This window comes from Vibrio sp. D173a, from assembly GCF_030248475.1.
In genome coordinates this window covers 12,206-27,978 of the sequence record NZ_JAHGAH010000110.1, presented here as the reverse complement: position 1 = coordinate 27,978, position 15,773 = coordinate 12,206, and the positions used below count along the sequence as shown (strand labels likewise).

Here is a 15,773-nt window from a genome sequence, read left to right as displayed (position 1 = left end):
CATTAGAGCACAGGGCTCCCTTTTTGTTTATCTCAACACTCGCCCCATCACTGGCATTCCAGCATATTTCGATGAGAATATGAACCTAGTGTGCTTATGAACCACACAACAATCCTCATACCGTCACTCCAGCGAGCCGAAGCGAGACTAGGAGTCTCATGCAGCACGTTTCTAAACCCACAACGTCGCATGAACAACAAAATAGCAGATAACTTTGGAATGCCAGCCCATTGCGTTATGCTTATCTCAACCTTTATCGCACGCTCGAATTCCCATGCCTAACGACGCATTCAACACTCAACTTGCAGAGACAATTTCAGCCCTTAACTCACCAAGCTTTACGCCTAAACTGATGCGCGTTATTGCTTCGTTATTGAGTTTTGATTGTGCGGTAACCCTCGGCTACCGCGAAGGCAAACACCCTATCTATCTGTATGATTCAATTGAAAATGAACGCGAGCTTCTGTTCCAGCGTTATCTCACCACCTCTTTTCAAAACGACCCGTTTTACCAGAAGCTTAACGCAAACAAAGAGCAAGGCATCTTCACGCTCAAAGATGTGGTAGGTAAAGACCTCGCGCGTAACGATCTCGATTACCAAGCCTACTGTGAGCAGTTTTACCACCAAACGGGCTGGAAGGATGAACTCAGCATGCTGATTGAAATCGAGCCGACACGTTGGGTGATGCTCTACTTTGGTTTTATGCAAGACGACAAACGCTTCACCAAGCCTCAAGTCACCAAGCTCAAATCTTACTTCGCCATTATCCAGTCTTTGTGCCAACAGCACTGGAAACAGACCGAGTTTACACTCGCCGAGCCAGTGTTTAGCCCTAACGCATATTCAGGGCAAATGCGTGCAGCGATTGAATCTGCTCTGGCATCTTTTGGTGAAACTGTCCTCACCAAACGAGAACAGGAAATCGCGGCATTGATCGCGCAAGGCCATGACAACAAAGAGATTGCAACGCAGCTAGATGTTGCAGAAGGCACGGTCAAGAACCATCGTAAACGCATCTACGCGCAGTTAAATGTCGCGTCATTAAGCGAGTTCTTTCAGTTGTTTCTCAACCACCTGATCACTCAATCAAGATAACAAACTGTCCCTTTAGGGATATACCTCGATTCCTCATCGCCTTTTAATCTGAATACAACCGAACCAGATAAAGATAAGACGATGACACTGATAGAAGATTTACAAGCTCGCGGCTTGATTGCCCAAGCGAGCGATTTAGACCAAGTTCAACAACTGCTATCTGAGCCACAAACCTTGTACTGCGGTTTCGATCCAACCGCAGGTAGCTTGCATATTGGCCACCTAGTACCACTGATTATGCTCAAACGTTTTCAAGATGCAGGACACCAAGCCATCGCTCTGATTGGTGGTGCAACCGGTATGATCGGCGACCCAAGCTTTAAAGCCACAGAGCGAAGCTTAAACTCAGAAGATACTGTGATGGGCTGGGTGCAAGATCTGTCGAACCAAATTCAACAGTTGATGAATAACCAAGTCAGCAAGCCAATGATCATGGTAAACAATGCGGATTGGGTGAAGCAGATTAACGTTATCCACTTCTTCCGTGATGTAGGTAAGCATTTCTCCGTGAATACCATGATCAGTCGAGAGTCCGTTAAACAACGCTTACAACGTCCAGATCAAGGTATCTCATTCACCGAGTTCAGTTACGCACTGTTGCAATCTTACGACTTCGCAGAATTAAACCGTCAGTACGGTTGCCGTCTTCAAATCGGTGGCAATGACCAATGGGGCAACATTGTCAGCGGCATTGACCTTACTCGCCGTCAAAATGGAGAACAAGTATTTGGCTTAACCTTACCTTTGATCACCAAATCTGACGGCACTAAGTTTGGTAAAACCGAAGGTGGCGCAGTGTGGTTAGATCCAAGTAAGACCTCGCCTTACGCTTTCTACCAATTCTGGTTATCTGCTGAAGATGCCGATGTTTACCACTTCCTGCGCTACTACACCTTCTTGAGCTGCGATGAGATTGCTGCGATTGAAGCAAAAGACAAAGAGAGCAAAGGCAAACCACAAGCACAGCGTATCCTAGCAGAGCAAATGACGCGTTTTGTCCACGATGAAGAAGGCTTAGCAAGTGCAGAGCGAATCACTCAAGCGCTATTTAGCGGCAATGTGCAGCAACTCAGTTTGAGCGAGCTAAAACAGTTAGAACTCGATGGCTTGCCAAGCATGCAAAGTGCTGAGCAAGACTTGGTAGAGCTACTGGTTGAATCAGGCTTAGCCAACTCAAAGCGTATTGCTCGTGAACTGATTGGCAACAATGCCATCAGTGTGAACGGCGAGAAAGTCGATGCAGAACACCCAAGTTTGAACTTCCCGCTGTTCGATCAATACTGGTTGCTTCAACGCGGTAAAAAGCATTTCTACTTGGTGAAACGTATCGCGGGTTAACGGTTCCCATCTAACGACCTAAGATCCAGCTAGACCAACTAAAACGCGAGCCAAAGTGCTCGCGTTCTTGATTCCCTATTTTGTGAAGCCAAAAGCTAACTTTAGAGTGGATGCCCGTTATAGTGTTGTTCTTCAAACACAACAAAATATAACATCAGCTCAAAACCATGATCAGACACATTCTACTCATCAAATTTCAAGCTTCTGCCACCAGCGACAAAATCCAACACTTGCGAGAGCTATTCGAAGCCATGCCAAAGAAAGTGGAAGGCGTAACCGACGTTGAATGGGGCTTAAACAACAGCCCAGAAGGTAAAAACAAAGACTACACACACGCTGTAATGATGACGTTTGCCAATGAAGCGGGTCGTCAGAACTACCTACCTCACCCAGAGCACGATGCGTTGAAAGAGGTGTTTAGACCACTGCTTGAAGACATTATCGTGTTCGATTACGAGGTCTAGTATCGACTAATCACTCCAAATCGGAAGGACGCATCATCATGTATACGTCCTCCTTTCCAGCCGTCATAGCCCAACAAATTCAATACCTCTTGCGCGTTGTAATCACCACCTTCGATAAGGTCATTCGAGACATCAGTGCGCAGAGACTCAATTTCAGCAACCATTTAGAAATGATATAAAAAACTGGAAAAAATCAATTTATTAGTTATAAAACCGATGCACAATCAAAACTGAAAAATAAAAATCCCAAAAAAAACAACAAAAAAACAACAAAAAAACATCAATGCGCCGACCTTTTAGTAATAAAATTCTTACTACTACGTTAGGTAGTTCATTTAAAAATTAAAAAAGTAAGAAAGTGAAGGTCTCAACATTATGATGAGTTTAATATTTCTAATACTCCTAGTCGCTATGATAAGCGTATTTACTGGCAAGAAGGGGCTGGGCTATACGTGTTTTGTGACTTCCGTGATTCTTAGTTTGTACTGGTTTCAACACCATGCAACAGACAGCTTGTCGATCTTGTTGTAGGAGGTGAAGCAATGAATAGAAAAACAATAGATACACTCAACACGCTAGGACTTTTGGGTATGACGCTTGTTCTACTCACGGGGTCAATTTTACAATTTAGCCTGGGGGAACTACCCTGCCCGCTTTGTTTGTTGCAAAGATTGGGGTTTGTGATGATCATGTTTGGCTTCTTGCTAAATGTCGTATATGGCATTGAGCAAAAACACTACGGGGTTATTCTGATTGGCGCTTTATTCGGTATAGCGACATCACTAAGACAGATCTCTCTTCACGTTATACCGGGAACGCCAGGGTTTGGAAGCCCTATCTTAGGCATGCACTACTACACATGGGCATTCGTTATCTTCTGTATGGCTGTTGCTGGTATTGCTCTGCTTCTCATTCTCTGGGATGACAGGTATTCAAACCAAAACCACGAAATGAGCCCGCTTGCCAAAAGTGTTTGCATACTAGCAATCGCAACAGTTCTAATAAACGTCATTTCAACGTTTATCGAGTGCGGCCCATTTGAGTGTCCGGCAGATCCTGTGAGCTATTGGCTTCTTGATCTATTCAAATAATTAAAAAGCTCAGCACCACTTGAAGAACACCACCCTCACTAGACCCGGAGTTACCTGCTTTGGGGCTTTTTAATACAAATACCCAAGATGGGATTGTTCGAATAATTCCACATTACAAACCAATAAACTTCTTTTTTTTGTTGTATAAATTCGCGCATTAACCTCCAGTATCTATAGTTAAAAGGATTGAAATCAGAGAGTAAGGAAGGAACTCCTCATGATGGCACTAATCTTTTTACTATTATTAATCGCAATGCTTAGCGCATTTTTAGGTAAGAAAGCAGTGGGCTACGCTTTCTTTGCTTCCTCGGTGATCATTGGTCTGTATTGGTTCAATCATCACGCCACCGATCCTCTTTCAATATTGCTATAAAGGGGGCTACACATGAATAGAAACAATCTAGCTTTACTTAATACCTTTGGCCTACTTGGCATGACTGCCGTGCTGTTGATTGGTTTTGTGCTGCAATTTGTTCTGAATGAGCTGCCTTGCCCACTCTGTTTATTGCAACGTATCGGCTTCGTTATGATCATGTTTGGTTTCTTATTAAACGTGGTCTATGGCCCACAATCTCGACATTATGGTGTAGTGCTGATCGGTGCGTTATACGGTGTGGCAACTTCATTGAGACAAGTTTCGTTGCACGTGATACCTGGTACGCCAGGTTACGGTAGCCCAATCTTTGGGATGCACTATTACACTTGGGCGTTTGTCTTGTTTGTTGCCACGATATTTGCGGTCGCAGTCATCCTCATGCTGACCAGCAGAGAAGAGTCACCAGAGCCTTATGAAATGAGCAATTTGGGACGTATCACATGCCTACTAGCGATCTCTGTCGTAGCACTTAATGTTATTGGCACGTTCGCGGAGTGTGGTCCTTATCAATGTCCTGATAATCCAGAAAGTTACTGGCTATTTAACTAACGAGTTCTTCATCGAACTAAGAGGAGTGATACAAGGCTTATTTAACCTTATATCACTCCTCTTTTCTATTGGCCACAAAAGTACGGTTTTCAACGGCAATGGCAAACATGTCGGCGGTCGCAAAAAAGTATGGTAATTCACACCAAGCCTTTATCATCGTGCCTTTGGTCTGCGCATTTTTCATCGATTTAGCCAATGCACTGATCATCCCGTACTTCATCACCTGGATTGGATAATTAATACGCCATCCGATTAAAAAGAGGTCACTCCGGTGGCCTCTTGCTGTATTCGCGTAAATATTGCTAACACCCTCCCCCTCACTCAGTTGTATAATACTCATCCAGAAATATTTTGTTACGAACTCTGTAACTCTTGAGATGAACATGAACAGCAGCAGATGGGTTGGCCTATCAATCGGCACACTCTTTTTAATTGGCACACTCTTTCTCTTTGGCTCGACGGTCCATGCATCGTGGTACAAGATGCCGATGGAAGCCGTGAACGGCATCGCGTTTACCTTGTCTTTTGGCTTGGGACTGAATCACTTTTTTGCCTACATTTCTGCCTTTGTGACGCTTGCTGCTCTGTTTTATCTTGGTTATGCAATGGGTTACCGTATCCACCAAAAACTCAAGTAGACATCTCAAACTTAAGACTTATCTTACTGATAACCCTTAGCACTTAAGTATTAGTATTTCCTAGATAAATCTGCCGATATCCCACTTTTTATGCGGACATATTGAGATCGGGGCATTTTCCCGAAAACCGTATAGTTTTATGCAACATCGCCTCATAGAATAGTTTATAAAAACGGCAGTAGGTATCGAGCAACTTTATGAAATGCAGTGTCGCTTGCAGACGAGAAAAACGCCCGAAAAAAGCATATGCGCATCGCACTTCTAACTTCATGCGATGCCATTTATTTGTTTCTCACGTTCTCCATTCACACTCACCCCATACGGACTCCTCTCGCTAACTGCCCATTATTTGCTGTTCCTTTGAGACATAACTATGGACAGAACACAGTTCACCAGAATTTTTACGCGCTACTACATGCGCTCAACAAGTTTGGGGATTCTTATTACCCTATTCGCTTGTGCAATCAGAGGGGTTGATTATGTTGTATACCTTCCTTATGCATTATCCGCGGGAGTTTGTTTTACCTACCTCTGGGTGGGCAAAGCATTCGCACTCGAACAAAAACAGCGCTCAGTTGTTATTGCACTGATCCTCGGATATACCCTCACATTTTATTTGTACTACTTCTTAGGCGGACACTTTCTTTTTTCTTCCTTGGTTACAGTCAATATTCTTCTCACTTTGATTGAGTTTGGCGTACTTTGGTCGTCAATCACATATGTCCTATCAATGGCTATATGCTTTAACATTGATTTGATAACCGCGGGTAACGACCCGTTTAAACTACAAGGTTTAAGTGAGTTTTCCATTCGGAGTACGTTTCTGTACTTGTTCAACCTATTTATTTACAAGGGCTTGCGCTCAATTGAAAGTTATTGGCACAGCGCTTGGCAAACGCAATATGAACAAGTTGAAAAACTAGAAAGACTGCTCGAGATAGATGAGCTAACAGGCTGCTACTCTCGCTTCAAAGGCAATCAGTTGATAGAGCAACAGATTCAACGAGCTCAACCGTTCACTTTGCTATATATCGACTTAGATGGCTTTAAAGCCGTGAATGACGAATTTGGTCACGACGCTGGAGACAAAGTACTGCGTATCACTGCGCAACGTATTTTGAACATGCTGCACAACGACCAATTCGCCACAAGAATTGGCGGTGACGAGTTCATTCTTTGCTTACCTGAGCTCGAAAATACAAAGGATTTAGAACAGTTTCAGTCTTTGCTACATCAAGCATGCAGTGCACCTATTTTTATCCATTTTCAAAACGTTCACATCGGTTTGAGTGTTGGCGTTGCTCGCTTCCCTTATGAGGGAAGCTCTAGTGACACCTTAATCCAACATGCAGACCAAATGATGTACCTCACTAAAAGATCAAGAACATAGAGTTTTGGCTCATTCTGAGCCGCTTCGAAGCAATTAAAAATATAATGAGTTCAGGACGTAGATATATGGTTAACAAGTTAGAATTTTCGCACGCAGTTGCTGCAATTCGAAAGGAGAGGGGGTTAACTCAAGGCCAATTAGCCGATGAGTTAGCAAGGAGTTACAGTGCTTTTGAGAGTTTAAACCAACCGACGTTAAGTCAATGGGAAAGCGGTAAAGTCACACCAAGTTTATTAAAACGACTCGCCTTCTCTCACTATATAGGCGAACAATACCAATACACTTCCAGCGAGTACAAACGTGTCAAAACCTCGCAAAGTAAAAGCATTTACTTGAGCTTTAAAGACATTGTTTACCAGTATCAGGTTACCGATGTCAAAAGTTGCTCCCTCAGCCAAATCAGCTTGTCCGAATACGAACAGATCGACGCAGTTCACAAGCAGTTAATCACACCAGGCGGTGTGGAAGACACGCTGAACCAATTTGGTGAATCCCCCAGTAAGGCGCGCCTTTATTACTGCAAAGGTATGTTAGTTGGTCATCTCATTTACCAAGAGCTGAGGTCTGAATTTAGGATTCTCAGCTTATGGCATTTAGGACGGTCGATTTTGAAGTTTTTGGTCTCAGATATCCTTCACGTAATGGGCAATGCCATCATCCATTTTCCGGTTCATGAGCCCGTGATTAAACAGCTTTTATTCGACATTTTCATACGGGATTTCTACCACCATAGACGAGTCACGTTTTTTAAAGCATCCGCCACACAAATATTTGAAAACCCCATGGTAAAGCATTGCTTTGATGGGCTTTTGGACCTGGTGCTCTATCGCTTCCATCAAGTAGGAAATGAATTTATGCAGTCTCGACAGGAGGCCCACTAATGCTGAACAACAACACAATCAAAAACACCATCTTATTGTTTACCTTTAATAATATTCAAGGTCGAGGTTTACAAACCGCCATTGAACAACAACTTGGGCAGCCGGTGTTATTGGCCAAAGGCGCTGAAGTTGACTTACCTCCTCACCAAGATGAGCACTATGTCGCAATCGTCGATAGCTCGTTACCTGATCTTTCTGAAGTCAAGATGACACTCAGTGAATTGGAACATGTCGATGCGACCATATTAGTAAACGCCGAACCCAACTTAGGTGTAGAAAGCCTGCTCACTTGGTCAAATCTGAAAGGCTTATTCTATTTTGAAGATGACTTCGACAAGGTAATCAGAGGTTTAAAAGGGATATTGAGCGGAGAGAATTGGCTCTCTCGAGACATCCTCAACCGATTAGTTGGCTATCTCGTTAACTTAAATCACACCGTTAATGAGCTGGATACGAAACTAGAAATTGAGCTTACTCGCCGAGAAATGCAGGTTCTGACAGCCCTTTGCCAAGGGGGCTCAAATCTTGATATTGCAGACTCACTGTTTGTCAGCGAGCACACGGTAAAATCCCATCTCTATAGCATTTTCCGCAAACTGGAAGTGAAGAATCGCATGCAGGCGATTGCGTGGGCAAAGCGTAATCTGTTTTGACACCTTAACTCTAAAACACAAAGGGAGCACGGAGGCCCCCTTTCATGATGTTGCCGCTATCTATCTCAACATTAGTCTATGACAGTCATTTTTATTGCATCAAATGGTAGACGCGTAAAGATTCCGCCATCGTTGCCATGTCTTCACCCAAGAACTCAACCGTGACAGGTTGGTTTGCCAATAGCGTGATGCTTGAATCGTCAAAGCGTCCTGCGGTATCACATTCCAGATGAACAAAGAACGCCGGCTTATCGGCAATAAGTGTGACTTTGTTGGCTTCAATCGTTACTTCAATATTTGCTCTTTCCATCGGTAGTGTTTTTAGTTCATGAGAGCTAAACCAAGTGTTGGTGATTCTCTCGTTTCCTACTTGTGCTTCTACGTAGAAGAAACCCGATTTCAATTCAGATGAATCATATGCCTCATCCAACTGCCAAACCACGGTGTTGCTGTCATTGGACACGGTGCTCTCTAACGACCAAGTTTGTTTCAATTCACCTTGCCAACTCACCCAATGCAATTTCGCACTGACACCAACTGATTCTTTGGCGTCATTTAACAAGTGAAGACTCAACTTGCCAGTATGCTCCGAGAACACCAAGTACTGCGGCGCAAAGAAGCGTTTCGCATGGTAATGCAATTGCTTCCAACGGCCGCTGTACTCCAAGCTAGACCATGAACTCACGGGCCAGTTGTCGTTCAGCTGCCAATACAGCATGCCACGACATACTGGGGAGATCGCGCGCCAATGGTCACAAGCGGTTTTGATTGCCATCGCCTGTTGCACTTGGCTGAGGTACAACATTTGCTCAAAGCCGGAAGGGAAACGGAAATAGCGAGTAAACATCTCCGTGATGATACTGTTACCGCGCGGGTTCTTTTGGTGCTGTTCAAACGTTGGAGAGGTAACGTTCCAGTCCTGTTCTGGTACGAACTGTTTTGCTTCAGCAAACGAAGGCCAAGATTGGAAACCAAACTCGGAACAAAATCTCGGATTGGTGTTTAGATAAGCATTAAACGATTTACCTGAGTGCCAAACGTCCCAGAAATGCATGTCGCCTTTACTGTCATCGTGCCACGCATCGCCAAAATCCAGCTCGCCGTTACAAGGCGAGCTTGGCCAAAATCGACGTGAATCGTCTTGCTGACCAATGACTTGTTCGATCATTCGATTCAAACGATCGTAGTTCACCGTGTATTTGACTTTGTTGTGCTTGGATTCGTCGTACCAACCAATTGCACCAATCACTTCGTTGTCACCACACCAAAGCGCAATGGAAGGATGTTCTTTCAAACGCGGGATTTGGAACAGCAACTCCTGTTCCACGTCTTTTAAGAAATCATCATCAGATGGATACAGCGAGCAAGCGAACATCATGTCTTGCCAAACCAACAGACCCAATTCATCACAAAGGTTGTAGAAAGTTTCGCTTTCATACTGGCCGCCCCCCCAGACTCGCATCATGTTCATATTGGCGTCGACAGCACTTTGCAATAACGCACGATAGCGGCTTTCACATTCACGACCCGGCATTGCATCCACCGGAATCCAGTTTGCGCCTTTGGCATTGATTGGTGTGCCGTTGACAACAAACTCCATCGCCGAGCCATGTTCATCAACTTGGTTGTTTAAGCTCAACTCTCTCAGACCAATCTTGCGTGATAGCGATTGATCACCACAAGATACTGCCATTGAGTAAAGGTAAGCTTCACCATAGCCCGCAGGCCACCAGCGTTTTGGCTCAGTAATATGGAACTGGCTGTGATAGTGACCACTTCCTTCGGTTTGAATCGATTGGCGCTGACCATCAAATTCGATCGTGATTTCATGAGGTTGAGTATCGGTTTCTACTTCAACTAATACATCAACCAGCACACCGCCGTCAGCTTGCCATTGTTGCTCTGTCGAGAATCCTTTGAGCCACAAATCGTTCACTACATCAATTTGAATCGGGTCATAAATGCCAGACACCATCAAACAAATACCCCAGTCCCACCCCGAGTGACATTGGGTTTTGCGAATCAAGTTCATGTGCGGGATCTGGTTGTTCCCCATCGCCGAAGGAATAGGGAATGGCAATCGCTTAGCACGTTCTAGCCCTTCTATATCCACACGGGCAAACTCAACTCGAATCGTGTTAGTTCCTTGTTTTAAGTAAGGTTTGATATCAATACGTTGCTGGGCAAACATGTTGCTGCTAGTTAGTGCTTGCTCACCATTGATATAAAAGTTCGCTAAGGTGTCTACACGGGTGAGCGTCATCCACACTTGTTTGGCAGAGAGCACAGAACCATCGACATCAAACTCGCGTGACATGTGCCAATCGCAAGTTTCAATCCAACGAACTTTCGCTTCATTATCAGCAAAATAGGGATTCGGGATGAGCTCTGCTTGCAATAATGCGGATACATTGTCACCGGGCAAAGTCATAGGAATATCGATATCTGGACGATGTGGCGAGGTAAGCTGCCACGTCCCGTTGAGTTCAATTTGAGCCATAGGGTAAGACCTTTAATTTTTATTAGAACAGGTTGGCTCAATGTAATCCTGAGGTATCCTTACAAGAATAAGGGGAATGTCATTTACGTATGAAATGCGGCGCACTTCACGCAAATAATCTCATTCCATAAATCAGTTATTTACTTTAGAGATCGACAATTAATCGCACTCTGCGGTTATATTGAGCTTCTCAACGTGCTAGTATCAGCGGCTTTTTGATCATCCTCACACTTTTCGAGCTATTGGTGTGAGGGAAATGCACGGCTTCCGAGCCCTAAAAAGCGAAGTAATTATGTCAAATATGACGAACGCCGCCTCTCATGCTCCTATTCAGGAGGCAGACTATTCTGCGATCCATCCTCCTTCCGTTCTAAAGCGCCTTGAACTCACTAACCCAGTATTCTGGCTAAGTGGTAGCTTCCTCACCGTGTTTGTATTGCTTGCTCTGACGAATACAGACTCTCTGACCGCAATGGTTAACGCAGGCTTTGGGTTTGCGACTCAATACTTCGGTGCCTTCTGGCAAGTATTGCTCCTTCTGAATTTCATTATTGGTTTGGCTATTGCGCTTGGTCGTACGGGTTACGTACGCTTGGGTGGTTTAGCGAGACCGGATATCGATACCTTTAAATGGTTGTCGATCGTACTTTGTACCCTACTCGCGGGGGGCGGTGTTTTCTGGGCTGCAGCTGAGCCTATCGCTCACTTTGTTTCTGCGCCACCGCTATATGGTGAAGCTTCACCAAAAGCTTCTGCAATCAATGCACTTTCTCAGTCTTTCATGCACTGGGGCTTCCTTGCTTGGGCAATCTTAGGTTGTCTTTCTTCTGTGGTTTTGATGCACCTTCACTACGATAAGGGCTTACCACTTAAACCACGTACTCTGCTTTACCCTGTATTTGGCGACAAGGCCATTAACGGTTGGATTGGTGATGTAGCAGATGCATGCAGCATCATTGCCGTTGCGGCAGGTACCATTGGCCCTATAGGCTTCTTAGGTTTACAGATCAGTTACGCGTTGAACTCGCTATTCGGTTTGCCAGACACCTTCATCACTCAAAGCATGGTGATTGTGGCTGCAATTCTAATGTACACCTTGTCAGCACTAAGTGGTGTGAGTAAAGGCATTCAACTTGTGAGCCGTTACAACATCATTTTGTCTGTAGCTCTGATCGGTTACATCCTTGTTTTCGGGCCAACCAGCTTTATTGTTGATGGTTATGTACAGGGTATTGGCCGCATGGTCGATAACTTCTTCCCAATGGCACTGTATCGTGGTGACACGGAATGGCTAAGTTGGTGGACCGTCTTCTTCTGGGGCTGGTTCATTGGTTATGGCCCGATGATGGCAATCTTCATCGCGCGTATCTCACGTGGCCGTACTATCCGTCAGTTGATCCTGTCTATCAGCATCGCTGCGCCTTTAATCACCTGCTTCTGGTTCAGCATTGTTGGTGGCAGTGGTTTGGCGTTCGAGCTAGAAAACCCAGGTTTGATTTCATCGGCATTTGAGGGCTTTAACTTGCCTGCCGTTCTGCTTGCGATTACTTCTGAGCTGCCTTTCCCAATGGTGATTTCGGTATTGTTCTTGATCTTGACTACGACCTTCATCGTGACAACCGGTGACTCGATGACTTACACCATCAGTGTGGTAATGACAGGTTCTACTGAACCCAATGCCGTGATTCGCTCATTCTGGGGCTTAATGATGGGTGTCGTGGCAATTGCGCTTATCTCGATGGGCTCAGGCGGTATCTCTGCATTGCAGTCTTTCATCGTGATTACCGCCGTGCCTGTGTCTTTCATTCTGCTGCCAAGCATTTGGAAAGCGCCGAGCATCGCCAACCACATGGCGAAAGAGCAAGGTTTGGTTTAACTACATAACCCAAGTCCTTCTCTCCAATTAGATAAGAAAACGGCCCCGACACATAAATTGTGTCGGGGCCGAATATTATGGATTAGATTCGAAAAGCTTCACTATATACATCTACATCTACATCTACATCTACATCTACAGGTGAAGTTTACGCAACTCTTTCTTATCCACTTTACCGACGCTGGTCTTGGCAATCTCGTCCACCAACTTCACTTTGAGTAGAAGTGCTTCTCTGGCAAGAATGCCCTTCGTGATAAAGTCTTTCGCAAAACCTAACAGCTCTTTCTCTGTCACTTCCGCATCTTCTTTCAACGTCACCAACGCTAGTGGCACCTCGCCCCATTTATCATGTGGCATACCAATCACAGCCACTTCGGAAACCGCTTGGTGTTGATGCTGAATATCTTCTAGTTCTAGATAGCTTACCCACTCACCAGAAATCTTAATCATGTCTTTTACGCGGTCAGTGATCTTGATAAAGCCTTCATTATCGATATGCGCGACATCACCAGTGTGCAGGTAGCCACCACGCCACAATGCTTTAGAGTTCTTGTTGTCTTTGTAGTAGCTTGGCGTGAGCCAAGGTGCACGAACAACAATTTCCCCTGCGGTTTCACCATCGTGAGGAAGCCTGTTCATCTCATCATCGACAATATGAGCTTCCACCAGCGCGACTTTCTTGCCAGTCTTAGAGCGGTATTCCGCTTGCTGATCCAAGTCGAGTTCAAGCTGCTCAGGAGTCAGTTGAACAATAGACAAGATAGGTCCTGTTTCGCTCATGCCGTAACCCGCAAACACATCAATATCGCGCTCAAGGGCTGATTTACACAATGCTTTTGGTAGCGCTGCACCACCAATCACGACTTTCCAACCAGAGAAATCAATCGACTTGGATTTTGGCGAGCTTAATAGCAGATGCAAGATAGTCGGTACACAATGTGAGAATGTCACCTTTTCCTGCTCAATCAAGTTAAGCAAAACATCGGGTACATACTTGCCAGGGTAGGCCTGCTTAACGCCAAGCATGGTCGCCATGTAAGGAAGTCCCCAGGCGTGCACATGGAACATTGGCGTAATCGGCATGTAGATATCACCTTGATGCAGCCGACCTTGCGACGCATTGGTGCCGATAGTACTCAATATACCCATGGTGTGGAGAACCAGTTGGCGGTGAGTAAAGAACACCCCTTTAGGGAAGCCCGTCGTACCCGTGGTATAGAAAGTGGTCGCGATGGTGTTTTCATCGAAATCAGGGAAGTTGTATTCGGTGCTTTCTTGCTCCAGAAGGCGCTCGTATTCACATTCATCGTTATCGCGTAAAACCACGTAACGCGTGACCGTATCAATACGACCTTTGATCTGATCCAGAATTGGCAGAAACTCTTCGTTGATCAGGATAATGTCATCTTCCGCATGGTCGATGGTGTAAAGGATCTGCTCTGGAGACAAGCGTACGTTGATCATATGCAGCTTTGCACCAATCATCGGGATGGCAAAGTAGCATTCAAGATAACGGTGTGAGTCATAATCCATTACCGTATCGCCTTTCTTAACGCCCATTTTGGTTAGTGCGTTTGCAAACTGTCTCACACGGTCATGGAACGTTTTGTAGCTGTGACGACGGTGGTTTGCAACTCAGACATGATTCAACCCATGACATTGATATTCTGTTTTACAAAAGCCAGAAAAAGTGCCACGAAATCGTCACAGTTTATCGTTAGCATACGTCCCATACTCGTAAACCTCGCTCTATACTGAGCGATACATTCCGTCGACCTCGATTCAAACTGTGAGAAGCCAATTATGTCCAAGCCTTTGTATGTTTTTGATCTGGATGAAACCTTAATCAACGCTGACTGCGCAATGATTTGGAATGAATTTATGGTTGAGAAAGGCATCGCCACTGCGCCTAACTTTATTGAGGAAGATAAGCGTCTAATGGGCTTGTACGCAGAAGGCAAAATGGACATGGAAGATTACCTAACGTTCTCCATGAAGCCGATAGAAAACATGCCTATTGAACAGGTAGACGCCTTAGTAAAAGAGTGCGTTGAAAACCATACTCTGGCTAAACAGTTCCCTCAAGCCAAAACCCTGATTGAACAACTGTCTCGTGATGACATTGATATGGTCATCATCTCTGCCAGCGTCACTTTTTTGGTTGAAGCGGTTGGTCGACGCATCGGTATTCCTAACGCTCTCGGGATCGACTTAGTGGTAGCTGATAACCGTTATAGCGCAGAAATCGACGGAATCCCTAGTTACCGAGAAGGCAAAGTAACGCGCTTAAAACAGTGGTTAGAAACTCAGCCTGACAACTACTCAGAAATCCATTTCTACACGGATTCGGTCAATGACTTGCCACTGTGTGAATACGCAGATTACGTCTATCTGGTCAATCCATGCCCTCGCCTAAAAGAGCACGCCGATAGACCAAATTGGACTGTGTTAAGTTGGGGGTAAACGGGCTTAAACAGTAAGCCCTACACGATCGTAGGGCTTCTAATATCATGCGTCCAAGTCGTCACTGGCCTTTTGCAGTAAAATGAACTTGCCTTCTGAATGCACCACCAATACTTTTGGGGAAAGCGTGTAAACTTCTAGCCTCTGAACCGAGTGAAAGAAATCATATTTAGATGCTTGCTCGACGGCCTTGTCTAGCTTGTCTCCGATACCTGTTTCATTGATAACAAAGACATTCTCTGCAAGTTTCACTAGCTCAAACAATCTTGTATAGGTATAACTTTTATCACCGACCTTAAGTGTTGACTGTAAGAGCAGTTTTCCTCCACTCAAAGCATCAATAATATAGTCCAACTCAATACCCTCATTGGTCGAAACATTTGCCGAGAAGCGATGAGAGATATCGTGATACGCAGGCTTCTTCAGCATAAAGATGCCTAAACAAGAAAAAATCAAAA

16 protein-coding genes and 2 pseudogenes are annotated in these 15,773 nt (G+C 44.8%); 14 read left to right on the top strand and 4 right to left on the bottom strand.

Annotated elements, in window-relative coordinates; translation table 11 throughout:
• Window positions 1–274 precede the first annotated feature (274 nt).
• The 3 genes from KIV40_RS12420 (at window position 275) to KIV40_RS12410 (ending at window position 2,898) form a co-directional block, all read left to right on the top strand.
• Window positions 275–1,096, top strand: coding sequence for a LuxR family transcriptional regulator (locus tag KIV40_RS12420; protein ID WP_285349461.1), 822 nt, complete (start codon window positions 275–277; stop codon window positions 1,094–1,096).
• 81 nt (window positions 1,097–1,177) lie between these two features.
• Window positions 1,178–2,434, top strand: coding sequence for a tyrosine--tRNA ligase (gene tyrS / locus KIV40_RS12415; protein ID WP_285349460.1), 1,257 nt, complete (start codon window positions 1,178–1,180; stop codon window positions 2,432–2,434).
• Between the two features lie 167 nt (window positions 2,435–2,601).
• The gene (locus KIV40_RS12410) at window positions 2,602–2,898 is read left to right on the top strand and encodes a Dabb family protein (RefSeq protein ID WP_045383956.1); all 297 of its coding nucleotides are present in this window, start codon (window positions 2,602–2,604) and stop codon (window positions 2,896–2,898) included.
• On the opposite strand, the gene KIV40_RS12405 is transcribed toward KIV40_RS12410, so the two are convergent.
• Window positions 2,895–3,062: a DUF6559 family protein gene (locus KIV40_RS12405; protein WP_181145823.1), complete on the bottom strand. Its 168-nt coding sequence runs from the start codon at window positions 3,060–3,062 to the stop codon at window positions 2,895–2,897. The genes KIV40_RS12410 and KIV40_RS12405 overlap by 4 nt on opposite strands.
• 211 nt (window positions 3,063–3,273) lie before the next feature.
• Here KIV40_RS12405 and KIV40_RS12400 point away from each other — a divergent pair, with 211 nt between their 5' ends.
• The 9 genes and pseudogenes from KIV40_RS12400 (at window position 3,274) to KIV40_RS12360 (ending at window position 8,476) form a co-directional block, all read left to right on the top strand.
• Window positions 3,274–3,429, top strand: a complete 156-nt coding sequence (locus tag KIV40_RS12400) for a DUF5993 family protein (protein ID WP_225247124.1) — start codon at window positions 3,274–3,276, stop codon at window positions 3,427–3,429.
• A gap of 11 nt (window positions 3,430–3,440) precedes the next feature.
• The gene (locus tag KIV40_RS12395) at window positions 3,441–3,989 is read left to right on the top strand and encodes a disulfide bond formation protein B (RefSeq protein WP_010645884.1); all 549 of its coding nucleotides are present in this window, start codon (window positions 3,441–3,443) and stop codon (window positions 3,987–3,989) included.
• A gap of 217 nt (window positions 3,990–4,206) precedes the next feature.
• The gene (locus KIV40_RS12390) at window positions 4,207–4,362 is read left to right on the top strand and encodes a DUF5993 family protein (RefSeq protein WP_005531837.1); all 156 of its coding nucleotides are present in this window, start codon (window positions 4,207–4,209) and stop codon (window positions 4,360–4,362) included.
• Window positions 4,363–4,374: 12 nt separating this feature from the next.
• Window positions 4,375–4,914, top strand: a complete 540-nt coding sequence (locus KIV40_RS12385) for a disulfide bond formation protein B (RefSeq protein WP_012129953.1) — start codon at window positions 4,375–4,377, stop codon at window positions 4,912–4,914.
• A 92-nt stretch (window positions 4,915–5,006) separates the two neighbouring features.
• A pseudogene (locus KIV40_RS12380) lies at window positions 5,007–5,150 on the top strand (sodium/glutamate symporter); the annotation flags it as partial.
• A 147-nt stretch (window positions 5,151–5,297) separates the two neighbouring features.
• The gene (locus KIV40_RS12375) at window positions 5,298–5,552 is read left to right on the top strand and encodes a hypothetical protein (RefSeq protein WP_021018121.1); all 255 of its coding nucleotides are present in this window, start codon (window positions 5,298–5,300) and stop codon (window positions 5,550–5,552) included.
• A gap of 373 nt (window positions 5,553–5,925) precedes the next feature.
• Window positions 5,926–6,942 carry a GGDEF domain-containing protein gene (locus KIV40_RS35430; RefSeq protein ID WP_012129956.1) on the top strand — a complete coding sequence of 339 codons (1,017 nt, stop codon included), beginning with the start codon at window positions 5,926–5,928 and terminating at the stop codon, window positions 6,940–6,942.
• Between the two features lie 65 nt (window positions 6,943–7,007).
• Window positions 7,008–7,823: a helix-turn-helix domain-containing protein gene (locus KIV40_RS12365; protein ID WP_005429581.1), complete on the top strand. Its 816-nt coding sequence runs from the start codon at window positions 7,008–7,010 to the stop codon at window positions 7,821–7,823.
• Window positions 7,823–8,476: a LuxR C-terminal-related transcriptional regulator gene (locus tag KIV40_RS12360; RefSeq protein WP_285349456.1), complete on the top strand. Its 654-nt coding sequence runs from the start codon at window positions 7,823–7,825 to the stop codon at window positions 8,474–8,476. Before KIV40_RS12365 ends, KIV40_RS12360 begins: the two co-directional genes overlap by 1 nt.
• A gap of 91 nt (window positions 8,477–8,567) precedes the next feature.
• Here KIV40_RS12360 and KIV40_RS12355 read toward each other — a convergent pair whose 3' ends face one another.
• Entirely contained in the window at window positions 8,568–10,976 is a 2,409-nt protein-coding gene (locus KIV40_RS12355) for a glycoside hydrolase family 2 protein (protein WP_285349454.1), read from the bottom strand.
• Window positions 10,977–11,268: 292 nt separating this feature from the next.
• Between KIV40_RS12355 and KIV40_RS12350 the strand changes: the two genes are divergently transcribed.
• Window positions 11,269–12,852, top strand: a complete 1,584-nt coding sequence (locus tag KIV40_RS12350) for a BCCT family transporter (RefSeq protein ID WP_228174228.1) — start codon at window positions 11,269–11,271, stop codon at window positions 12,850–12,852.
• 135 nt (window positions 12,853–12,987) lie between these two features.
• Here KIV40_RS12350 and KIV40_RS12345 read toward each other — a convergent pair.
• Window positions 12,988–14,484: pseudogene (locus KIV40_RS12345) on the bottom strand (long-chain fatty acid--CoA ligase); the annotation flags it as partial.
• Between the two features lie 171 nt (window positions 14,485–14,655).
• On the opposite strand from KIV40_RS12345, the gene KIV40_RS12340 reads away from it, so the two are divergent.
• On the top strand, window positions 14,656–15,315 hold the full coding sequence (locus KIV40_RS12340; RefSeq protein WP_285349453.1) for an HAD family hydrolase: 660 nt from the start codon (window positions 14,656–14,658) through the stop codon (window positions 15,313–15,315).
• A gap of 45 nt (window positions 15,316–15,360) precedes the next feature.
• Here the strand turns inward: KIV40_RS12340 and KIV40_RS12335 are convergent, their stop codons facing one another.
• Complete coding sequence (locus KIV40_RS12335; protein WP_285349452.1) at window positions 15,361–15,744, bottom strand: hypothetical protein; 384 nt, start codon at window positions 15,742–15,744, stop codon at window positions 15,361–15,363.
• Window positions 15,745–15,773 lie beyond the last annotated feature (29 nt).